The sequence below is a fragment of the Natronospira proteinivora genome (assembly GCF_024170465.1).
Taxonomy (GTDB): Bacteria; Pseudomonadota; Gammaproteobacteria; order Natronospirales; family Natronospiraceae; genus Natronospira; species Natronospira proteinivora.
Genome location: NZ_JALJYF010000002.1, coordinates 197,301 through 217,998, shown reverse-complemented (window position 1 = coordinate 217,998; position 20,698 = coordinate 197,301). Strand labels below are relative to the sequence as shown.

The 20,698-nt window shown below is 58.3% G+C and carries 19 protein-coding genes; 7 read left to right on the top strand and 12 right to left on the bottom strand.

The genetic code is table 11. From position 1 onward, the window contains the following. Nucleotides 1–64 precede the first annotated feature (64 nt). The 3 genes from pmbA to J2T60_RS08275 are packed head-to-tail and all read left to right on the top strand — an operon-like array spanning nt 65 to nt 2,368. Nucleotides 65–1,414: a metalloprotease PmbA gene (gene pmbA, locus J2T60_RS08285; RefSeq protein ID WP_253448251.1), complete on the top strand. Its 1,350-nt coding sequence runs from the start codon at nt 65–67 to the stop codon at nt 1,412–1,414. A 13-nt stretch (nt 1,415–1,427) separates the two neighbouring features. Further along, nucleotides 1,428–2,156, top strand: a complete 729-nt coding sequence (locus J2T60_RS08280; protein ID WP_253448248.1) for a proteasome-type protease — start codon at nt 1,428–1,430, stop codon at nt 2,154–2,156. Next, nucleotides 2,153–2,368, top strand: a complete 216-nt coding sequence (locus J2T60_RS08275; protein ID WP_253448245.1) for a hypothetical protein — start codon at nt 2,153–2,155, stop codon at nt 2,366–2,368. The genes J2T60_RS08280 and J2T60_RS08275 overlap by 4 nt, the downstream gene beginning before the upstream one ends. A 1,168-nt stretch (nt 2,369–3,536) precedes the next feature. Here the strand turns inward: J2T60_RS08275 and J2T60_RS08270 are convergent. From J2T60_RS08270 to J2T60_RS08260, 3 genes are all read right to left on the bottom strand, one after another. After that, on the bottom strand, nt 3,537–3,809 hold the full coding sequence (locus J2T60_RS08270; protein WP_253448242.1) for a hypothetical protein: 273 nt from the start codon (nt 3,807–3,809) through the stop codon (nt 3,537–3,539). Nucleotides 3,810–3,853: 44 nt separating this feature from the next. After that, nucleotides 3,854–4,996, bottom strand: a complete 1,143-nt coding sequence (locus J2T60_RS08265) for a hypothetical protein (RefSeq protein WP_253448239.1) — start codon at nt 4,994–4,996, stop codon at nt 3,854–3,856. A 174-nt stretch (nt 4,997–5,170) separates the two neighbouring features. After that, entirely contained in the window at nt 5,171–6,517 is a 1,347-nt protein-coding gene (locus tag J2T60_RS08260; protein WP_253448236.1) for a YihY/virulence factor BrkB family protein, read from the bottom strand. Nucleotides 6,518–6,600: 83 nt separating this feature from the next. Here J2T60_RS08260 and J2T60_RS08255 point away from each other — a divergent pair, with 83 nt between their 5' ends. Beyond that, a complete protein-coding gene (locus J2T60_RS08255) occupies nt 6,601–7,404 on the top strand; it encodes a cobalamin-binding protein (RefSeq protein WP_253448233.1) in 804 nt (267 codons plus the stop codon). 94 nt (nt 7,405–7,498) lie between these two features. Here the strand turns inward: J2T60_RS08255 and J2T60_RS08250 are convergent, their stop codons facing one another. Continuing rightward, nucleotides 7,499–8,557, bottom strand: coding sequence for a PepSY-associated TM helix domain-containing protein (locus J2T60_RS08250; protein ID WP_253448229.1), 1,059 nt, complete (start codon nt 8,555–8,557; stop codon nt 7,499–7,501). 181 nt (nt 8,558–8,738) lie between these two features. Between J2T60_RS08250 and J2T60_RS08245 the strand changes: the two genes are divergently transcribed. Further along, nucleotides 8,739–9,854: an SLC13 family permease gene (locus tag J2T60_RS08245; protein WP_253448226.1), complete on the top strand. Its 1,116-nt coding sequence runs from the start codon at nt 8,739–8,741 to the stop codon at nt 9,852–9,854. 9 nt (nt 9,855–9,863) lie between these two features. Here the strand turns inward: J2T60_RS08245 and J2T60_RS08240 are convergent, their stop codons facing one another. The 4 genes from J2T60_RS08240 to J2T60_RS08225 all read right to left on the bottom strand — a co-directional run bounded on the left by J2T60_RS08240 (nt 9,864) and on the right by J2T60_RS08225 (nt 14,744). Continuing rightward, nucleotides 9,864–10,337, bottom strand: coding sequence for a Crp/Fnr family transcriptional regulator (locus tag J2T60_RS08240; RefSeq protein ID WP_253448224.1), 474 nt, complete (start codon nt 10,335–10,337; stop codon nt 9,864–9,866). Nucleotides 10,338–10,411: 74 nt separating this feature from the next. Next, complete coding sequence (locus tag J2T60_RS08235; RefSeq protein ID WP_253448221.1) at nt 10,412–11,179, bottom strand: ABC transporter permease; 768 nt, start codon at nt 11,177–11,179, stop codon at nt 10,412–10,414. After that, nucleotides 11,176–12,114, bottom strand: coding sequence for an ABC transporter ATP-binding protein (locus tag J2T60_RS08230; RefSeq protein WP_253448219.1), 939 nt, complete (start codon nt 12,112–12,114; stop codon nt 11,176–11,178). The genes J2T60_RS08235 and J2T60_RS08230 overlap by 4 nt, the downstream gene beginning before the upstream one ends. Nucleotides 12,115–12,215: 101 nt before the next feature. Continuing rightward, entirely contained in the window at nt 12,216–14,744 is a 2,529-nt protein-coding gene (locus tag J2T60_RS08225; RefSeq protein ID WP_253448216.1) for a bifunctional diguanylate cyclase/phosphodiesterase, read from the bottom strand. A gap of 279 nt (nt 14,745–15,023) precedes the next feature. Here J2T60_RS08225 and J2T60_RS08220 point away from each other — a divergent pair, with 279 nt between their 5' ends. Together J2T60_RS08220 and J2T60_RS08215 are read left to right on the top strand one after the other, a co-directional pair. Next, on the top strand, nt 15,024–15,833 hold the full coding sequence (locus tag J2T60_RS08220; RefSeq protein WP_253448213.1) for a hypothetical protein: 810 nt from the start codon (nt 15,024–15,026) through the stop codon (nt 15,831–15,833). Beyond that, complete coding sequence (locus tag J2T60_RS08215; RefSeq protein ID WP_253448210.1) at nt 15,830–15,994, top strand: hypothetical protein; 165 nt, start codon at nt 15,830–15,832, stop codon at nt 15,992–15,994. Before J2T60_RS08220 ends, J2T60_RS08215 begins: the two co-directional genes overlap by 4 nt. A 106-nt stretch (nt 15,995–16,100) precedes the next feature. Here J2T60_RS08215 and katG read toward each other — a convergent pair whose 3' ends face one another. The 4 genes from katG to J2T60_RS08195 all read right to left on the bottom strand — a co-directional run bounded on the left by katG (nt 16,101) and on the right by J2T60_RS08195 (nt 20,627). Continuing rightward, entirely contained in the window at nt 16,101–18,311 is a 2,211-nt protein-coding gene (katG, locus tag J2T60_RS08210; protein WP_301288400.1) for a catalase/peroxidase HPI, read from the bottom strand. Nucleotides 18,312–18,521: 210 nt separating this feature from the next. Beyond that, complete coding sequence (gene cfa, locus J2T60_RS08205) at nt 18,522–19,727, bottom strand: cyclopropane fatty acyl phospholipid synthase (RefSeq protein ID WP_253448204.1); 1,206 nt, start codon at nt 19,725–19,727, stop codon at nt 18,522–18,524. A 128-nt stretch (nt 19,728–19,855) separates the two neighbouring features. Beyond that, nucleotides 19,856–20,125 carry a DksA/TraR family C4-type zinc finger protein gene (locus tag J2T60_RS08200; RefSeq protein ID WP_253448201.1) on the bottom strand — a complete coding sequence of 90 codons (270 nt, stop codon included), beginning with the start codon at nt 20,123–20,125 and terminating at the stop codon, nt 19,856–19,858. 127 nt (nt 20,126–20,252) lie between these two features. Further along, the gene (locus J2T60_RS08195) at nt 20,253–20,627 is read right to left on the bottom strand and encodes a VOC family protein (protein ID WP_253448198.1); all 375 of its coding nucleotides are present in this window, start codon (nt 20,625–20,627) and stop codon (nt 20,253–20,255) included. Nucleotides 20,628–20,698 lie beyond the last annotated feature (71 nt).

Sequence of the window (20,698 nt, the reverse complement as noted above, 5' to 3'; positions counted from 1 at the left end):
CCCCGCCCTGCCTCTGTTAGAATCGCAGCCCTTTTGGATCCCTTTGCCAAGCGGAGTGTTTTTCATGCAGGACAGCCTTGAGGTCAAATCCAGTACCCGCCCCGCCGAGTTGGAACAGGCCGTGGAGAAGGCGCTGGCCGAGGCCCGGCGGCAGGGAGCGGATGCGGCTGAGAGTGGCGCCAGCGTGGATACCGGCCTGGGCGTGACGGTGCGTATGGGTGAAGTGGAAACCCTTGAGTATCGCCAGGACCGGGGGATCGGCGTCACCGTCTTTTTCGGCCAGCGCAAGGGCGCGGCCAATACCTCGGATTTGTCCGATGGTGCGATCGTCGAAGCGGTGGCCAAGGCCTGTGATATTGCCCGTTTCACCGAGGATGACGAGCATGGCGGCCTGCCGCCGGCCGATCGCCAGGCCCGGGACTGGCCCGATCTGGACCTCTGCCATCCCTGGGCCATCAGTCCGGATGCCGCCATCGACATGGCCCGCCGCTGCGAGGATGCTGCTCGCGGCTTCGATGCCCGCATCGATAACTCCGATGGGGCCAGCGTCGACACCCATCACGGGGTCCGGGCCTATGGCAACAGCAACGGTTTTCTGGGCAGTTACGAGGGCACCAATCACGGCATGAGTGCCAGTGTCCTGGCCCGGGATGAGCAAGGCATGCAGCGGGATTTCTGGTACACCGCCGCGCGCCTGGCCGATGACCTGCAAAGCCCGGAGACCGTGGGTCGCAAGGCTGCCGAGCGCACGGTGAAGCGCCTGGGGGGGCGGCGCCTGTCCACCCGCAAGGCACCGGTTCTGTTCCCGCCCTCTCTGGCTCGGGGACTGATCGGCGCCCTGGTGGGGGCAGCCTCCGGCCCGGCTCAGTACCGCCAGGCCTCCTGGCTGCTGGATGCGGTGGGTGAATCGGTCTTGCCAGAGTGGTTAAGCTTGGTGGAGCGGCCCCATCTGCCCCGTGCCATGGGCAGCTCGCCCTTCGACGGCGAGGGGGTGGCGCTGAGTGACAATCCCCTGGTGGAAAACGGCCGGCTCAGCCGATACGTACTGGACAGCTACACGGCCCGACAATTGGGGCTGGAGAGTACCGGCAATGCCGGCGGCGTGCACAACCTGAGCCTGGAAGGGGAGGCCTGTGATTTTGAGACCCTGCTCAAGCGCATGGATACCGGTCTGATGGTCACCGAGCTCATGGGGCAGGGCGTGAACGGTGTTACCGGGGATTACTCCCGGGGCGCGGCTGGCTTTTGGGTGGAAAACGGGGAAATCCAGTGTCCGGTGGAAGAGATTACCGTGGCCGGCAACCTCAAGCCCATGCTGGGCAATATCGTCGCCGCCGGCAATGACGTGGATTATCGCGCCAATGTCCTGACCGGTTCACTGCTGCTGGAAGAAATGACCATCGCGGGCGAATAGACCCGGTACCAACATGACTTATTGTGTCGCCATACGCACCGAAACCGGCCTGATTGTCGCCTCCGATTCCCGTACCAGTGCCGGGGTGGACGATGTCAGCGTTTACAGCAAGATGCATGTCCTGCCCGCCGGGCCTGACCGCTGCTTCGTCCTGCTGTCGGCGGGCAATCTGGCCACCACCCAGGCGGTGACCAGCCGCATCCAGCGGGACCGGGACGATCCGGATGCCGAGACCTCCATTGATCGCCTGTCCCATCTGGAGGATGTGGCTGAGTACATTGGTGCGGTCAGCACCCGGGTTCAACGGGGTCCGGAGGGGGCCAATCAGGCGGACTTCCGCCCCAAGGCCAGTTTCATTCTGGCCGGCCAGATCGGGGAAGAGGACCACAACCTCTTTCTGATCTACCCGGAAGGCAATTACATCCGGGCCAGTGAGGAGAAGCCCTTTCTCCAGGTGGGGGAGACCAAATACGGCAAACCTATCCTGGATCGCATCGTGGAGCCGGAGATGTCATTGGAAATGGCGGCCCGCTGCGCCCTGGTTTCCCTGGATGCCAGCATGCGCTCCAACCTCAGTGTGGGTCCACCCCTGGAGCTGGGCTTCTATCATCGCAACAGCTTCCATCTGGAGCCCCGTCTTCGTTACGAAGATGACGATGCCTTCTGGCGCCGCATGCAGGATGCCTGGTCCCGCAACCTCCGCCAGGCTTTCATGGACCTGCCCCGCTTCGAATGGGAATGAGCGAACTCCAACGCCTTCGTCGCGACCTTCGCTGGACCATGATCCGCTGGGGGGCGGGCATGACCCTGGTGGGCCTGGTCGTCGGGTTGGGCTTGTGGTGGTTGCTTGGCGGGGCCAGCCATTACTTGATTTCCTTCTCCATTGTGCTGGGGGCCCTGCTGGGCCCGGTCATCGGCCGTCACCGCTGGATGAAAGCCCGTTTGCCTCGCTAGCGTAAGTCGTTTCCGGTGGTTCCTCCCCTAGCGTTCCGTGAAGTTTAAACAGTAACCAACACCCTTCGCTGGCTGTAGTTTGAACAGCCCCGACAATGGCTAATGGGCAGCGTTCTGAACTTGCCCAGTTTGAACACGGGACAGGGTTTCAATTACTCAATGACCTAACACTGTCAGATCAGAACCCTACGAGGCGATTCAGGCCTGCCAGCCGGTGGGGATGAATTTCTTTCAGGGCTTCACGGCTCGATCGCATGGTGGAATTTTCCAGGGACGCGTGGACCCATCCCTGGGGCTCTGGGCGCGACATCCCTGTCAGGGCCACTCGCCAAGGTCCCTACGCGCTCGCAGCCTCACCCCGGCTTGCTCTCGCAAGGCGCGAGGAGCGCCGTGTAGCCACCGTGCTACATAAGCGAGTCGCAACGCAGTCGAGAGGAAGCCGGGGTGGGGCCCTTCGGGTTGCCCCTGAGCCGTCCTGCTTCGGCGTTGCAATGCTTGCCCGTGGTTAACACCACTGTGCAGCGCACTGCGCCTTGAATCAGAACGGCTCAGGGGCAACTGCGAGTGCGTAGGGACCTTGGCGAGTGGCCTAGCCCTGGAAAACCCCACCATGCGCTCGATCCTCCAGACTGAAAGCAGTGGTGGGGGTAAGCTGGCTTCGGCTTCGATGGCTTTGCTGATGTAGCCAGTCGCGCATAACGTGTAGCCGACCATTTCCCACGGAAGCGTACGATCCCCTTCTATGACCTACCTACCTTGTCGGCAATGTCCTACACGGCAACGGGCAGCTGACTGATTCGAGCCACGCCCCTTTTCCGTATCGTATGAACCGTAGCGCGGGCAATCGCAGCAAAAGGGGATTGCCAAATGCCGGGGGCGTCGGCCAGGAAGGCACGATTCCCGAACAGGGAGGTTCAATCGGCAAAGAACGGGTGATAGCCCGCGTGATCAGGGAAGGTCGACGGTTGCAAGGGAGACGCAACCGGCCAGGGAAGGTTTAGGGATTGCCCAGGAAGGGCCTCCCGGGAGGGGAGTGGGCACTGATGCCCGAATCATATCCGCCCGCCAGGGAAGGGGGGATGAACACCGCGGACAGACCTCAGGCTGTCCGCGGTGTTTTTTTTGTAGACCTATATTCCGGCGACGCCTATTCCACCGCTGTGCCCTTTTAGGGCGTCTTCTCAGAATGCCGGAAAAGCGTGACGCGATAGCCTTCCCTGACGGAAAAGAAGCAGGCAATCGCCGCCACTATGATCCCCAAGGCGACGGCCGACTGAAGCGCGTCCGCCGAGTCGATGGCATAAGGTTCCGGAAAAAAGAGAAAACCACTAAGCAGGATTGCCGCCATCACGGGAATATAGAAAACGATATACAGCAACGCGTATTCTTTCCAGAATGTACCCGTTTTCCAGGCGCCCGGTTTCTTGAATTCGCGGCTCATGACACTCACCTCCTTGTCCAAAGATGGAAACTCATAACTCGGCATTACTCAAGCATCTGCTCAATTTCATGATTGATCTGGGTTCCGATGACCCAGCCTACGCCAAAGGCAAAACCAACGGCTGCTCCGGCACCTCCCCCCTGAGTCAAACCATAAGAAGTAGCAGCACCAACAGCAAAACCAGCGCCAGCGCCGGCCCCAGAACTTATTGCAATAGGGGAAACCCAGTCAGGTAGGCTGTAATCAGGCCCATCGCTCAGGAGTCCGTAGCCTAGATTGCTCTGGGGCTCGATGTAGCCACAACATCCGCCATCGTTACCGCCGCCACCCCAATTGATGGACTCAGGGTCCGTCGCCTCAGCGATCATCGACGCCTGCATGAGTTCCTCAAAAATAGAGGGGATGTTATTCATCTCCGGAACATAAAGGTCTCGATCTTCTTTGTATTGATTTATTGCAGCATCTGGATTGGATCCATCATAGAAGGGTTGTCCATTGATTTCGTATTCGAAAGAAATCGTTTCCCCTTCATGGAAGTGATGCTCTGCGATGACTTCATCTACAGAGCCACTGCCGTCGTCGTATATTTCATGGTAAGTGTGGACGCCGCTGACATCACCTGCGTGTTCCCCCTCGATTACTTCGAGGATGTCGTAACCAGCATTTTCAATGAGGAGCTTCCACGTTTCGCCGGAACCGTTTTCGAAGAGCAGGGAAACGTCGCCATGGGCGAGGTCTGCTGCCAAGCATAGGTCTTCCGTAAACACCAGGGCGTACATGTCTCTATGGAAATCGGGATGCTCGGAAGCAGGGCCAGTTTCAATGACGTATTCGTACTCAGTGCCATTGTGCTCAAATGTGCCAGACCCAGTGTCAACGGAGTTTGAGTTGCTTTGTCCCTGAATGATGATGGGCGGCTCACCACCGCCGCCGCCGCCACCACCACCACCGCCGCCGCCGCCTGAGCCTGGTGGGGTGATCTCATTTGCCTCTGGGCATGAATTGATGTGGCCCAATGCAGGTATAGAAAATACAAAAAGAAAGAAGCCACTTACAATTGCCGTTTTAAGGTTCGGAAACCGCATATGCCCTCCTCCTGATTGACTTCTCAGCGCATAAACGCAGGCTTCCTTAAGCAAGGTTACGTGTAATAAAAAAAAGCAAAATAGAAATGAAATTTCAACCATTTCTTTACATAAATCCAATTTTGGGATACCTAAGGGGCGATTGCTGCTTTGGCCGAAATAGAATGTGCGGTATTTTGCTAAGGCCCGTATGCGGTCGTCTCATTGGGGTAGGGAAGTCCTCAGGGGAGAGGGATGAACACCGCGGACAGACCTCAGGCTGTCCGCGGTGTTTTTTTATGCGGTTTCCTGATCCGTTCCCTGGCGGCTGTCTTCCAGGAAATCCTTCAGGGTCTTGCTCGCCAGTTCCTGATCCATCATCGTTTCCAGGGCATCCAGCTGGGCCTTAACGCCGGGTATATGGCGCATCTGGGCATCCGGGTCATCGGCCATGGACAGGCCCCGGCTGGCATCCCGAATACGCTTGAGAGTCATGCGGCCAATGTCCTGCCCGGGCAGAAAGCCCGGGGACTGCCCTTCAGTGCTCAGGATCAGCCCGGCACTCTCCAGCCTCGCCACCACATCTTCCAGCACATCGCCACGAACATGCAGGCGCCGGCACAGGGATTCAAACTGCCAGGGGCGGTCGCCCTCCAGATAGCTGCGCCCGATGAGATACATCACCGACAGGGCCAGTTCCTCCTTCTCCCGGTGGGTGGCCCCTGTGGCCGCCGGTAGCCGGGTGACGAACTGGGGGTTTTGGATATAGAAGCTGACCTTGCCGCCGAAAAGCAGAATCAGCCAGGTGAGGTAGAGCCAGATGATGAAGAACATCAGGCTGGCAAAACCGGAATAGATGGCGGTGTAACGGGCAGACGCCGCAATCACCTGGGCAAATATCCAGCCGGTGGTTTGCCAGGCCAGGCCTGCAATCAGGGCGCCGGTGAGTGCGGCCCGGACTCTGACCCGGGTATTGGGCACGAAGGTGTAGAGAAAGGTGAAGGCTGCGACGACCAGGAAGTAGGGCATGAGGGTGCTGAACCACACCATCAGGGTGCCGAAGGGTTCCACCTGGGAGATACGTTCAACAAAGGTATAGCTGGAGAAGGAGGCGGTGACCCCCACGGCGGAGAAAACCAGCACCGGCCCCACCAGTACCACACTCAGATAGTTGCTGAATTTCTCGGTGACCCCCCGCTGGCGACGGATATGCCACGCCTCGTTCAGGGCCGCCTCAATCTTTTGCAGCAGGGCGTAGACGGTATAAACCAGCAGCAACAGGCCCACCGAGCCCAGAACCCCCACCTGGATGTTGTCCACGAACTCCAGAATGTTATTGACCACTTCCGGGCCCCGGTCCCCCAGGGGCTCCAGGGTTCGCAGGAGAATAGGTTCCAGCTGATTGTGAACCCCGAACCCCTTGAGCACCGAGAAGCTGAAGGCCAGCAGGGGCACAATGGAGAGCAGGGTGGTATAGACCAGACTCATGGCCCGCAGGTTGAGCTGCCCGATGGAGGCATCCTGGAAAACCGCATGGACCACCCGGCCAATCCGGACCGTCCAGGCCATCTTGGCCGGCAGGTCCTGGATCTGTACCGACCAGAGCCAGTGGGTGAATCGGCTAATAGGGTTCAGTGGCGTCATGTCCGTCTTTTCCCTGGAAATTTTTCTCATGGTAGCAGGCTGGCGCCCTTCTTGGGCCGGCCCGGATTCTTTATGATGGGCCCATGAGCGATTATCCCCAACGTATTGTTTGTCTGACCGAGGAAACCACCGAGACCCTGTATCTGCTGGAAGAAGACTGGCGGATCGTGGGCATCTCGGGTTTCACCGTGCGCCCGGCCAAGGCGCGTAAGGAAAAGCCCAAGGTTTCCGCCTTTCTCAGCGCCAAGATCGGCAAGATCCTGGATCTGGAGCCCGATCTGGTACTGGGCTTTTCCGATCTCCAGGCCGATATCGCCAGCGAGCTGATTCGCCAGGGCGTGGAGGTGCATGTCTTCAACCACCGCAGCGTGGCGGAAATCTTCCGCATGATGGCCATGCTGGGGGGCATGATCGGCTGCCAGTCCAAGGCCGAGGCCCTGATTGGGGAGTTGCGCGCGGGGGTGGAGCAGATTCGGACCCAGGCGGCGGCCCTGCCCAGGCGTCCCCGGGTCTATTTCGAGGAATGGGATGAGCCCATGCTGTCCGGCATTCGCTGGGTCTCGGAGCTGGTGGAGATTGCCGGCGGCGAGGACTGCTTCCCGGAGCTCAAACACGAGGCCCTGGGCAAGGACCGAATTATTGCCGAGTACGATACCGTCATCCAGCGCCAGCCGGATATTATCATCGGTTCCTGGTGCGGCAAGAAATTCCGCCCGGAAAAGGTGCGTGAACGACCCGGCTTTGAGGATATCCCCGCCGTCCGCGACGGCGAGCTGCATGAGATCAAATCCGTGGACATTCTCCAGCCCGGCCCCGCCGCCCTCACCGACGGCCTGCGGCAACTGCACGAGATCATCGCCCGCTGGAGCCGGGCGCAAGATTCCTGATTATCCCCCTGTGGGAGCGGCATTCCTGCCGCGACTGGCATGACTAAGCTTTCCTTGTCGCGGCAGGAATGCCGCTCCCACAGGGGCCTCGTGTTTATGGCGTTTGCTGTTGTCTGGTTCGCCGGCGCAGCCACAAGCGCAGGCCGGTGACATACAGCAGCAAGGGCACCAGCCCCAGCAGCGCCACCACGGCCTGGCCCCAGGCCCCGAAGGCACTGCCACCGTGGATACCGCGCAGGGCACTCATGAAGCGATCGCCGCCGCTTTGTTCTGACCAGTGCTGTTGGGCCAGAACCTCGCCGCTGTAACGGTCCAGCACCACGCGGCCGCTGCCGGCCAGCCAGCCGCTGGGTGTCGCTTCTCTCAGGGTGAGGCGGTAGATGCCCTCGGGCTCCCGGGGCAGGCCCACACTGCGGATCTCGCCGCCCGGCATATCTTCTCTGGCCAGCCTCAATGCCTGCTCCAAACCAATATCCTTTGAGGTCTCATCGACTTGAGACTGGTGATCCAGATCCAGGCCGGACAGCGGCGAGAACCATTCAACCGCCGGACGGGTGTACTGGGGCAGGGCCAGCAGGATGCCGGTTATCACCACCACCCCCAGGGGCAGGCCGGCATAGACCCCGAAGCCATGGTGCAGTGGCACCTGTCTAAGCCGATAGCCCCGGCGCCGCCACCACAGTACGCCGCCGCTGATCATGGAAAACAGCAGGATCAGACCGGTGAAACCAATCAAGGTCTGCCCCGAGCGGCCCAGATGCAGGCGAAAGTGCAGCACGTGCACAAAACGCATGAGGCCCTTGCCCACGGGACGTACCCCCATGAGCTCGCCCGAGGCCGGGTCAACGGTCACCAGGCGATCAAAGCTGCGTTCCGGGGTGCCGATATAAAATCGGTACACTGCCGGGTGAGCACCGGGCAGGGACAGGAAGGAAACCACTTCCTCGTCCGTGGTGCGTGCTTCAACGGTCTCCAAGGCATCCGCGGCCGTAACCCGTTTCTCAGCCGGGGCCTCCGCCTGCAACAGCTCCGGATTGAGCCAGCGATCCAGAGTCGACTGGTACACCAGTAGGCTGCCAGTGAGGCCGAGCAGCACGAATACCGCACCCAGGGATAAAGCTACCCACAGATGCAGGCGATACAGCCATTTCATGGTGGTCTTCCTTGATTGGCTACCGTGTCGGGCAAGCAACATCAGGGGCAGGACGAAGAGGCCCAGGCGTTGATGCCTTCAGGGCGGACCATTGTAAGGCATGATTGGATCGACAACAGGGCGCTGAGCCGGATTTACGCTTGTGCGACAATCACCCGACCTTCACCCGCGAGCCAGGGGCATGTTCCGCCATCTCATATCCCGACTGAGTGAAGATCTCCTGCTGCTCATCCTGTTATTGGCGGTGGTGCCGCTATTGTGGTGGAACCCCGTTGAATGGACGGCGATACCGGAGCTGGTTCATTGGCATACCATTGCCGCCCTGGCGGGGCTGATGGTGATCAGTCGGGGCCTGGAGGTCAGTGGCAGTCTGGCGGCCGCCGGGGCGTGGCTGCTGCTTCGTCTTCACAGTGAGCGGCGGTTGGCGCTGGCCTTGATCCTCTTTTCAGCCCTACTGTCGGCCATTGTCACCAACGATGTGGCCCTGTTCATCGTGGTGCCCCTGACCCTGGGCCTGTGGGTGGCTGCGGATCTGCCCCTGGTCCGCTTGATCGTATTTGAGGCCCTGGCGGTGAATGCCGGGTCCACCCTGAGCCCGGTGGGCAATCCCCAGAATCTCTATCTGTGGCAGGCATCGGGGGTGGGGTTTATGGAGTTCATGCTCGCCATGCTGCCCCTGGGCCTGGCGCTGGTGTTCCTGCTGGTGCTGATGGTGCCCCTGGCCTTTTCTTCGGCCCGGATTACGGTGAATCAGACAGCCTGGCAGCCGCCCATTCAGCGAGGCATGCTTCTTGTCTCACTGATGCTCTATCCCCTGTTTCTGTTCATGCTGGATTGGGGGCAGGGCCTGCTGGCGGCTGTCGGGGTCGTTCTTTTGTACTTGTTCTGCTGGCCCCGGATTCTTCGCGGAGTGGACTGGCAGCTGTTGCTGGTTTTTTGTCTGATGTTCGTGGTGCTGGGGCTGTTGGCGCAAATGCCTGTGCTGGCCGAACTGACCCGGGCGGCCGAGGGCCGGCTGCCCGGCGGCATGCTCACCGTGGGGGCGCTATTGTCCCAGGGCATATCCAATGTGCCAGCGGCGATTTTCCTGCAGGGGCTGACAGATGACTGGCAGCTGCTGGCTTGGGGGGTGAGTGTCGGGGGCTTTGGCCTGGCCATCGGCTCCATGGCCAATATCATCGCCCTGCGCCTGGCCCGGGAGCCGGGCCTCTGGCGCAGCTTTCATGCCTGGTCCCTGCCCACCCTGTTGCTGGCGTGGGTGCTGGCCTGGGCCCTGGCTGCCTTGTTGGGCTACTAGCTTAAGCCTTTAGGCAAAGCCCGGCGGGTTCCATTCCTGCATCATTTTCTCCCGGGCAGAACTCAGGCGTTCGGACATCAGGCCCGAGAAGCGCTTCAGCAGCCCATAGCCGAAGTCTGGATCCTTTTCGCAGCGCTCAAAGAGAGCATCGCCGTCGAACTGGATCAGCTGGGCATCTTCCAGGGCCCGGGCCTGAAAGTGCCACTCATAGGGCGGGATCAGCCAGGACCAGCCGATGATGGCACCGGGCCCCAGATTCTGAAGTTCCAGGGGCGGGCCTTCGATGGCGGCCACTTCCAATGCAATACGTCCTTCGGTGACCAGATAGAAGGCGTTGGCCCGCTTGCCGTGGCGGAAGAGGACGTCATCTTCCTTCAGGGAGCGAAAGCAGGCATTCTCGGCCAGAAAGCCCAGGTCCGCATCATCCAGTCCCTTAAAGAAGCTCTGTTTGGCGAGTTCGGTCTTGATCTTTTCGGCACTCATGGCGCCTCCCAATTTAGCTTGAAATAACCTGATCCTCACTATACAGGGACCGTCAAAAACACACTTGATTCAGGTCAGGCCTTGAGGCGATAACCGGTTTTGAAAATCCAGGCCACCAGGGCGATGCAAACGGCCAGAAAGCCCAGGATTACGGCAAAACTGATCCCCACATGGACATCCGAGACTTCATAAAAGCTCCAGCGGAAACCGCTCACCAGATAGACCACCGGATTGAACAGCGACACCGTCTGCCAGAAGGGTGGCAGTACATCCAGGGAATAGAAAGTGCCACCGAGGAAGGTCAGGGGAGTCACAATAAGTAAGGGAACGAACTGCAGCTGCTCGAAGCCCTCCGCCCAGATGCCCAAAATAAAGCCCAGCAGGCTGAAGGTGAAGGCCGTCAACACCAGAAAAGCCAGCATGATGAAGGGGTGGGCAATGTCCATGGGGACGAAGAAATGGGCGGTGGCCAGGATGATCAGGCCGAGAATAATGGATTTGGTCGCCGCCGCGCCCACATAGCCCAGCATGATTTCCAGGTAGGAGGCCGGAGCGGAGAGGATCTCGTAGATGGTGCCGGTGAAGCGGGGAAAATAAATGCCAAAGGAGGCATTGGACACGCTCTGGGTCAGCAGCATGAGCATGATCAGGCCCGGAACGATGAAGGCCCCGTAGCTGACCCCGTCGATCTCCGTGATGCGTGAGCCAATGGCGGCTCCGAACACCACGAAATACAGGGACGTGGTCAGGACCGGGGAAATGATGCTCTGCATCAGGGTCCGCCAGGTACGGGCCATTTCGAACAGAAAGATCGCCTTGATGGCGCGAGGATTATGAATCATGCGCGGTCCTTCAATAGATCCAGAAAAATATCTTCCAGGGAGCTTTGTTCCGTGTGAAGGTCACCGATGGTGACACCGTTGGCATCCAGCTTGCGGAGCAGATCGGCAATGCGACTCTGACCGGCGGTTCGCTCATAATCCAGAATCAGGGCGTGGCCGTCTTCATCCAGCTGCAGGCCATAACCATTCAAGCCTTCCGGAAGTTGTTCCAAGGGGTCACTGAGATGAATGGTAAGCCGCTTTCGTCCCAACTGCTTCATCAGCTGACGGGTTTCCTCCACCAGCAATAGTCGGCCATGGTTGATGACCCCCACCCGGTCGGCCATTTCTTCGGCTTCCTCGATGTAGTGGGTGGTGAGGATGATGGTCACCCCGCTGTCCCGGAGCCGGCGCACCGTATTCCACATGTCCCGGCGCAGCTCCACGTCCACGCCAGCGGTGGGTTCGTCCAGAAAAAGAATGCGCGGTTCATGGGCCAGGGCCTTGGCGATCATGACTCGCCGCTTCATACCACCGGATAGGGTGCGGATCTTGTGTGTGCGCTTGTCCCACAGAGAAAGATCCCTGAGGACCGACTCCACCACGGCATCGTCACGCTTCAGCCCGAACAGTCCCCGGCTGAAGCTTACCGTGTCCCAGACCGACTCAAAGGAATCCGTGGCCAGTTCCTGGGGAACCAAGCCAAGCAGCTGCCGAGCCGCTCGATACGCCGTCACGATGTCATGCCCCCCGACCCGGATATCCCCGGCACTGCGATTCACCAGGCCTGTGATGATGGAAATCAGAGTGGTCTTGCCGGCCCCATTGGGACCCAGAAGGGCAAAGATTTCTCCGTGGCCGATTTCAAGAGTGATATCGTCCAACGCCTTAAAACCATTGTCATAGGTTTTGGACAAGGATTTGACCTGAATGGCCGGTGCCTCTTGCTGATGCATGTTTAAGTGATCCGATATTGCAAGAAAAAGGTATTGTCGCCATTCCAGCAGGGAAAAGCGAGATCAAGTGCGCTTGAGGTGCTTGAAGGGGCTCAGATGGCCTAGCTCGCATGAGCGAATGTCTCGGCGTCCTTGGGTCGGCCAAAATAATAGCCTTGAAAATACTGGCAGCCGAGTTGAACCAGAAAGGCATGTTGCGCTTCTGATTCTACTCCTTCGGCTATTACCCGGATACGTAGGTTTTTTGCCAGGCCAATGATCCCTTCAATGATGATCCAGTCACGCTGGGCATGATGGTGCCCGGCACTCTGGACGAAAGACTTGTCGATCTTTACCTCATCGAAGGGCAGCCGGGAAAGATAAGCCATGGAAGAATAACCTGTGCCAAAATCATCCATGGAAAGCTGGATGCCCAGGGCGCGAAGCTGCTGCATCTTGCAGGTGCTGTCCTCGATGTCTTCCAGGACCAGGGATTCAGTCAACTCCAGTTTGAGCAAATCCGGAGAGATCTCGTGACCGTCCACTGCTTTCTGTACTTGATCCACAAAATCCTTCTGGTGGAACTGCTTGGCGCTGACATTGATCGAGATGACGTGCTCACGGAATGCCTCATGCCGCTGCCATTGCCTGAGCTGAAGGCACGCTTCCTTAAGTACCCAATGTCCCAGGGGCAGGATAAGTCCGGTATCTTCGGCCACTGGAATGAATTCGATCGGCGATATGATCCCTTTTTCGGGATGTCGCCAACGCAGCAGGGCCTCCGACCCAACGGTGATGCCCTTCGCGTCCACTTGATTCTGGTAGACCAGGAAAAATCCATTGCCGCCAATGGCGTTTCGAAGATCCGATTCCATCCGGAAGCGTTTCTCCATGGTGGCTTGGAGGGCTGGGTTGTAAAAGCGAATGGAATTTCGGCCGGTGGCCTTGGCCTGATACATGGCGGTATCCGCCCTGCGCAGCAATTCTTCACGGGAATCCTGATCCCCTCGGAAGAGGGTAATGCCAATACTGGCGGAACAACGATAGTCATGGCCGGACAAGTGAAGTGGCTCGGTGATGACAGACTGTATATCCTCGGCGAAAAGTCCGGCTCTTTGAGCCGCGTCATTCTCCTCTTGTCCTACTTCGTTCAGAATGATTACAAACTCATCCCCCCCGATTCGGGCAACTGTGTCGGAATCCCGAAGACGATCGTTCAGTTTATAGGCCAGTGTCTTTAGCAGTTCATCACCGACTGAATGACCCAGTGTGTCATTCAGTCGTTTGAATGCGTCCAAATCCAGGAAGAGCATGGCACCGTAGCAAGCATGTCGGTTGGAGATGGATTGGGCAGAACCCATACGCTCTTCCAGTAGCCGTCGATTAGGCAGCCCAGTCAGCTCATCATAAAACGCCAACTGGTGGATTCTTTCTTCGGACTGCTTCTTATTGGTAATGTCTGTGATGAAACCGCTCCATAGGATGGCGCCGTCATGGGTAAGCTCCGGCATTGCATTGCCCTGTAGCCACCGTAAACCTAGCTCTGGATGGTTGACCCGGTATTCATGTCGCCACACGGTCATTGATTCCGCTGATTCCTGGATAGCCGTGAATACACCGTCCAAATCATCGGGATGGATGATGTCGGTCAGTATGTTGGCATCATGCTGAACGGCCTCGGGCGTCATCCCGTAGATATCTCGAATGGCTTCGCTTGCATAAGGAAAAGAGAGGGTGCCATCGGCGTCCATTCGGAATTGATAAACCACCCCTGGAAGACGGGACACTATCTTCTTGAAGCGATTGTCGATCTCGAGTGCTTTTCCACGGGAGATCTCAGCCTCCAATCGAGCCGCCTCAATACGATGTCGAAGGGTCACGGTGATGGTCGAGGTGACCAGTATGAAGAGGCTTGCCCCAACAGCCAGGCCTGCAATCAGGTTGGGATCAATGTTTGGGCCGGGCAGGGCGATGCTGTGCGCCTCTCCGGGAAGAAAACGGGTTGCCGCCATGGCCACATAATGCAGACTGGAAATGGCCAGGCCCATGAACACGGCGCTACTCAGCTTGAATAGCAGTGGTTGATACAGGCCGCGTTGCACCATGAAGGCGCCCAGCAGCCGTGGGGTCGCCAGGGCCAGGTTCGACATCACCACCGCGACGATCACCGACAGTAAAACCAGGCTCCTTTGATAGGTCATCTCGGCATCCAGCACCATGCCGGTCATGCCCAAATAATGCATGGCCCCGATGCCCAGTCCCATGAAGGTCCCTCCCAGAAGGATGGCACGGGCGGAAGGGGCGGTTCTCTGGAGTACAGTCAATGCGATATAAGCGGCAAGAATGGCCGGTAGCACCGATGCCAGGGTGGTGGTCATGTGGTACTGCACAGGCAGTGGGAGCTGGAATGCCACCATGCCGGTGAAATGCATGGTCCAGACGCCAATGCCAAGGCAGACCGCACCATTAAGGTGCCAGCCAAAGCGGATTGCACGGGAGGGCGTACTGCGCATCAGGTCCACATGGCTGATGCTGGCGAAGGCGGCCATGATGGCAATGATCAGGGAGAGCATGACCAGCGGGCCGGAATAGCTACCTTCGTAGCCCAGCACCCCGGTGATCTCCGCATTCACCATTTCGATCATGGGCATTCTCGGCCTCTGTTAGGGGGGGAGGCAGGCTGAGACCAGTCTAGCACCCAGGCTGTCTTGCCGCCCCATGCTCTCATGATAGTGCGGGGTATGGGCTTCAACCAGGCAAAAATTCAATGAGTCGCAAGGATTTGGAGTGCCCTGTATGGGGGGTATCTGCAACAGCAGTCCTTCTTTAGGGTATAAAGTACCAGGCTGAGGTTCCAGAGTTACGAATCCATCCTGACCAGTTTAATGTTTGAATCTATTGAGATTTTTTCTCCCCCGGAGGCCAGGAATATGAAAAAGCTTATCTCAAGCAATAGACGATTCGGTGCAGCTATCCTGCTGGGCGCAACCATTGCCGTTTCTGCGTCCGTTTTGAGCCTCGATGTACCAAATCAATTTCAAGCGGGCGAGCCCGCCCGCGCAGATGCAGTCAATGAGAATTTCCAAGCTTTGCTCTCTCATATTGAAAGTCTCGAAACCAGGATTGACAATCTTGAAGCAGAGCTTGTGGATATCGAGGATAACTTGGGCGCTGTAGAGGATAGTGACCTCTTCTCGATCGAGGATTTTCTCGTCGACCTTGAAGATTTGTTGCATATCTATCATACATCACCAGAAGACACGGCTGTACAAGGCCCTATATTAAGGTTGACAGGGGCCAACCTTCAGATCATCAATGGGTCCGATGACTTCGTTTCGGATGGAACGGGGAATCTTGTTGTAGGCATGGCCACCGCCCGTGAGACCGGGACCTACTTTTGCTCGGATCGAAGCTACAATGATGAGAGCGATTGTATTAGTGCCGGATATGATTGGAGCCAGACTCATAATTCCGGTTCTCATAATATTGTTTCAGGAATTGCACCAGCCTATTCGGGAACATACAACATTGTTCACGGCCGATTTGGAGGGACAAGCGGGCAAGCCAACGCGATTTTCGGTGAGCACAACATCTCCACCAGCTTGAGAACAATTCAGGGTGGCAGGTACAACCAGACCCATGCGTCAGAAGTATCAATTCTTGGTGGTTCAAACTGTGAAATCACTAGTAGCAGAAGGTGGGGCATAGGTTCGCCGCATGATCTTGGAGAGTGCGAATGAGTGCCTTGAATAAAATGCTCATGCTGGCTTCATTGTTTTTTCTTGCCATTTTGACTGCTTCTGCATGTAGTAGCAGCTCAGGCGATCAGGACAATTCCAGTGAGATCGATTCAGAATGTATCTGGGGTGAAGATGGCTGGGATGAGTGTGATTGGGCTTAATTTGGGTGCAAGATAAAGCTCAATGCTCTACAAGTAAAACGGGCGCAGCCAATTCAATGACTGCGCCCGTTTTTCTTTCAGAGGTGCTTTTCAACTAATCAGGTGATTACTTCTCCAGATCGAAGCGATCCAGGTTCATCACCTTGTCCCAGGCCTCGACAAAGTCCTTGACGAACTTCTCTTGGCCATCGGACTGGGCATAGACTTCGGATAGGGCCCGGAGCTGGGAGTTGGCACCGAAGACCAGATCCACTCGGCTGCCGGTCCACTTGGTCTTGCCTGACTTCATGTCGATGCCTTCGAACTCCTCGGCCTCGTCCGAGGTGGGCTTCCATTCGGTGTTCATGTCCAGCAAGTTGACGAAGAAGTCGTTCGTCAGGGTGCCGGGCTTGTCGGTAAACACGCCATGCTTGGAGCCACCGGTGTTGGCGTCCAGGGCCCGCATGCCGCCCAGCAGCACCGTCATCTCCGGTGCAGTGAGGGTCAGCAGGTGGGCCCGGTCCAGCAGCATTTCCTCTGCCGGCACCGTGAAGCGGGCCTTGCTGTAGTTGCGGAAACCATCGGCTTCCGGCTCCAGCACTTCGAAGGACTCCGCATCGGTTTGCTCTTCCGTGGCATCAGTCCGGCCCGGATGGAAGGGCACCTTGATGCTGTGCCCGGCTTTTTTGGCGGCGTCTTCAATGGCCGCATTACCACCCAGCACGATCAAATCCGCCAAAGACACCTTCTTGTTGCCTGAGGCGCTGTCGTTAAAGGCCTTCTGGATCTCTTCCAGCTTGCCCAGCACCTTCTGCAGCTGCTTGGGATCGTTGGCTTCCCAATCCTTCTGCGGGGCCAGGCGGATGCGTGCACCATTGGCGCCGCCCCGCATGTCCGAGCCGCGGAAGGTGGAAGCTGAAGCCCAGGCGGTCTTGACCAGCTCGGAGGTGGACAGCCCGGAATCCAGGATCTGCTTTTTCAGGGTCTCGATGTCCTTGTCATCGACCAGTTCATGGTCGACTTCCGGCACCGGGTCCTGCCAGATCAGGTCTTCTTCCGGCACTTCCGGTCCGAGATAACGGGTCTTGGGGCCCAGATCGCGGTGCAGCAGCTTAAACCAGGCCCGGGCAAAGGCGTCCTTGAACTCTTCCGGGTTCTGGTGGAAGTGTTCGGAAATCTTTCGATACTCCGGGTCTTCCTTGAGGGAGAGGTCCGTGGTGAGCATCCTGGGTGCCACCTTCTTGGAAGGATCATGCGCCATGGGCGCCATATCCTCGTCTTCTACATTCTTTGGCTTCCACTGATAACTGTCGCCCGGGCCCTTCTCCAGTTCCCAGTCGTACTTGAACAACACATCGAAGTAGCCCATGTCGAACTTGGTGGGCTCTTTGGTCCAGGTCACTTCCAGGCCACTGGTGATGGTGTCATCACCCTTGCCGCTGCCGTGCTTGTTCTTCCAACCCAGGCCCATTTGTTCCATGGGCGCGGCTTCGGGTTCGGGGCCCAGATTGCTGTCCGGTGCGGCACCGTGAGTCTTGCCAACGGTGTGACCACCTGCGATCAGGGCGACGGTTTCATAGTCATCCATGGCCATCCGCTCAAAGGTATCGCGGATGTCATGGGCAGCCTTTTTGGGATCAGGGTCGCCATCCGGGCCTTCCGGGTTCACATAGATGAGCCCCATCTGCACATTGGCCAGGGGCTGCTCAAGCTCCCGGTCCCCACTGTAGCGCTGGTTCTCCAGCCATTCCTTTTCCACACCCCAGTAGATGTCTTCTTCCGGGGCATAGATGTCTTCGCGGCCACAGGCGAAACCGAATGTCTTAAAGCCCATGGACTCATAGGCCACATTGCCGGCCAGAATCAGCAGGTCGGCCCAGGATATCTTGTTGCCGTATTTCTGCTTGATGGGCCAGAGCAGACGGCGGGCCTTGTCCAGGTTGCCGTTGTCCGGCCAGCTGTTGATGGGGGCAAAACGCTGGTTGCCGGTGTTGCCGCCACCACGGCCATCACCGCTGCGGTAAGTCCCGGCGGCATGCCAGCTCATCCGGATGAAAAGACCGCCGTAATGGCCGAAGTCCGCCGGCCACCAGTCCTGGGAATCGGTCATCAGGTCATGGAGGTCCTTTTTCAGGGCCTCATAATCCAGCTTCTTGAACGCTTCCCGGTAGTTGAAATCCGAACCCAGCGGATTGGATTCCGGGGTGTGCTGGTGGAGGATGCTGAGATTCAGCTGGTTCGGCCACCAGTCGATGTTGGTGGTGCCCTGGCCACGCTTGGTGGTCTGAGCACCGTGCATGACCGGGCATTTCCCTGTTTGATTGGCATTTGCGGCCATAGTTGTCTCTCCATTGCTTGTTGCCTTGAATGAACCGATCCGCGTATACCGAAGTCCACCGGTATGCGCGGCCTGTCGATCCCTTGGCCCGTGCCGGGCCCGTCGCCCCATCGTCTCAGGGGCTTATGCTTCTTGTTGTTACCCCTTAGTATTAGACCAAGTCTCCAATAGTTACAAATGAATAGTTCGGATTAAATTGATTGTTTTTGTTTATGGATCGTCGGGGCGCCGGTAGGCCCCGGGATAGCCGTTGGGGGAGAGCACGATTTGCCAGACCTGGTTGCGTCGAGCCCGAAAGGCCCCGGCACAGGACAGCAGGTAATAGCGCCACATACGAAAGAAGCGCTCGTTGAACTGGCTGTTGCGTTTGGACAGGGCCTCGGCATGACTGTTCACATTGCGATGCCAGGCCCGCAGGGTGGGGTCATAGTGGGGGCCGATATTCTGCCAGTCCTCGGCAATGAAGCGCCCGGCCATGGCGTCACCCAGATTGCCGATATAGGGGGCCATGGAGTTGGGGAAGATATAGCGAGCGATCCAGGGGTCGGTTCGGACCTGGCGGCGGTTGCCGGCGATGGTGTGCAGCAGGAACAAGCCATCGGGGGTCAAGAGCCGACGGGCGGCATCCATATAGGTTTGGTAATTCTTGAAGCCCACATGCTCGAACATGCCAATGGAGACGATACGATCAAATTTCCCGGCCAGATGCCGCGCCGTGTCCCGGTAATCTTCCAGGCGGATGGTCACGGGCAAATCCTTGCAGTGGGCTTCGGCCCATTCGGCCTGGGCCCGTGAAATGGTGATGCCGGTGACTTCTACACCGTACTGCTCGGCCAGATAGGCGGCGGTGCCGCCCCAGCCGCAGCCGATATCCAGTACCCGCATGCCGGGTTGGAGATAGAGTTTGCGGGCACAGAGATCGAGTTTGCGTTCCTGGGCCCGGTTCAAGCCTTCGGGGGTTGCCTCGATTTCTGCGGGATGGTCGCTATCCCAGTAACCACAGCTATAGACCATCCGACGGTCCAACATGCGGCGATAGAAGTCGTTACCCAGGTCATAATGGTGTTCACCCACGCGGTAACTGCGCCGGCCTTTCTGGAGATTGATCAGGCGGGCCTTGAGATAGTCCCAGGCATCGAAATGACTGCGGACCTGGTGGTCCAGGTCGGCGCTGAGCAAGGCACAAATCAGATCATCCAGGGCCTGGCAATCCCACCAGCCGTCCATATAGCTTTCGCCCAGGCCCACCGAACCTTCTGCCAGCACCCGGCGGTAGAAACGGGGATCATGGACCTGAATATCCTGGGGCCGATCCCCGTTGAGGCGAATGCCGATGTTGGAGAGCATCGTTCCGACCCGCTCGGCCAGTCGTCGATTACCCGCGGGGCGAATCCATGTGCGGATGGGTTCCAGCATGCCTACCTCCCGAAGCGACCTTGCTTCAGTATGAGGTCATAAGCATAGAACACCCTGGCCGGAATGAATGGATTTCCATCAATTCCAGTGGCGTCCGGGAGGAAATCTGGGTGCAAGCCGGGCCGGATTCAACGCAGCTGGCTATCCTTGCTGCCGCGCCGGTTATAGCCGCTGAAGTCTTGTTTGTCGGCTTCATCCTGCTCGCTTTGGCAGGCCACACACAGCCGGACGCCGGGAATGGCCTTCTGGCGGGCGGCGGGGATCTCCGCCTCGCATTCCTCGCAATGGCTCAGGCTCTTGCCCTTGGGCATGCGACTGCGCACCCGTGCCAGGGCATCTTCCACATTGCTGTCGATCTGCTCCTGCACGGCATCATCTTTTGCCCAACCACCGGCCATGGGTCGCCTCCAAGTCATGCGTATAGGACCATTATCTCCCCACCGCACCCGGGCATCAATGCACAGGCGGCCGGGTCGCACACCCGGCAAGGCTTATTGCCCTGCCGGGTGTGGCGGGATTCGCCGTTCAGCTCATGCTCCAGATACCCACCGGATTGCCTTCCGGATCCTCGAAATGGGCGAAGTATCCATGGGGCGGAATGGGCGTGCGGGGGCGGGTCACCTTGCCCCCCTCCTTCCAGACCCGTTCCAGCGTGCCGTCCAGATCTCCATCGGCGTCCAGATAGACCATGGTGCCGCCGACGCCCGGCTGGCATCCCTCCATTTGTGACAAACAGCCTCCAACGCCATGCTTCTCGTCGAAGGGAAAGATCAGCATTCGCGCTTCCTCGTCCGCCTCCGGGATGAGTTCCACGCCAAAGGCGGTCTCATAGAAGGATTTCATGCGGTCCATATCCTTGCAGAAGATCTCGAACCAGGCGATCGCATTCCGCTTTTCCATTGCAAAGCTCCTTGTTTCAGATGATGACGAGTGGCCGCCCTTGTCAGGTCGGCCAAAGCCATTGAAACAAG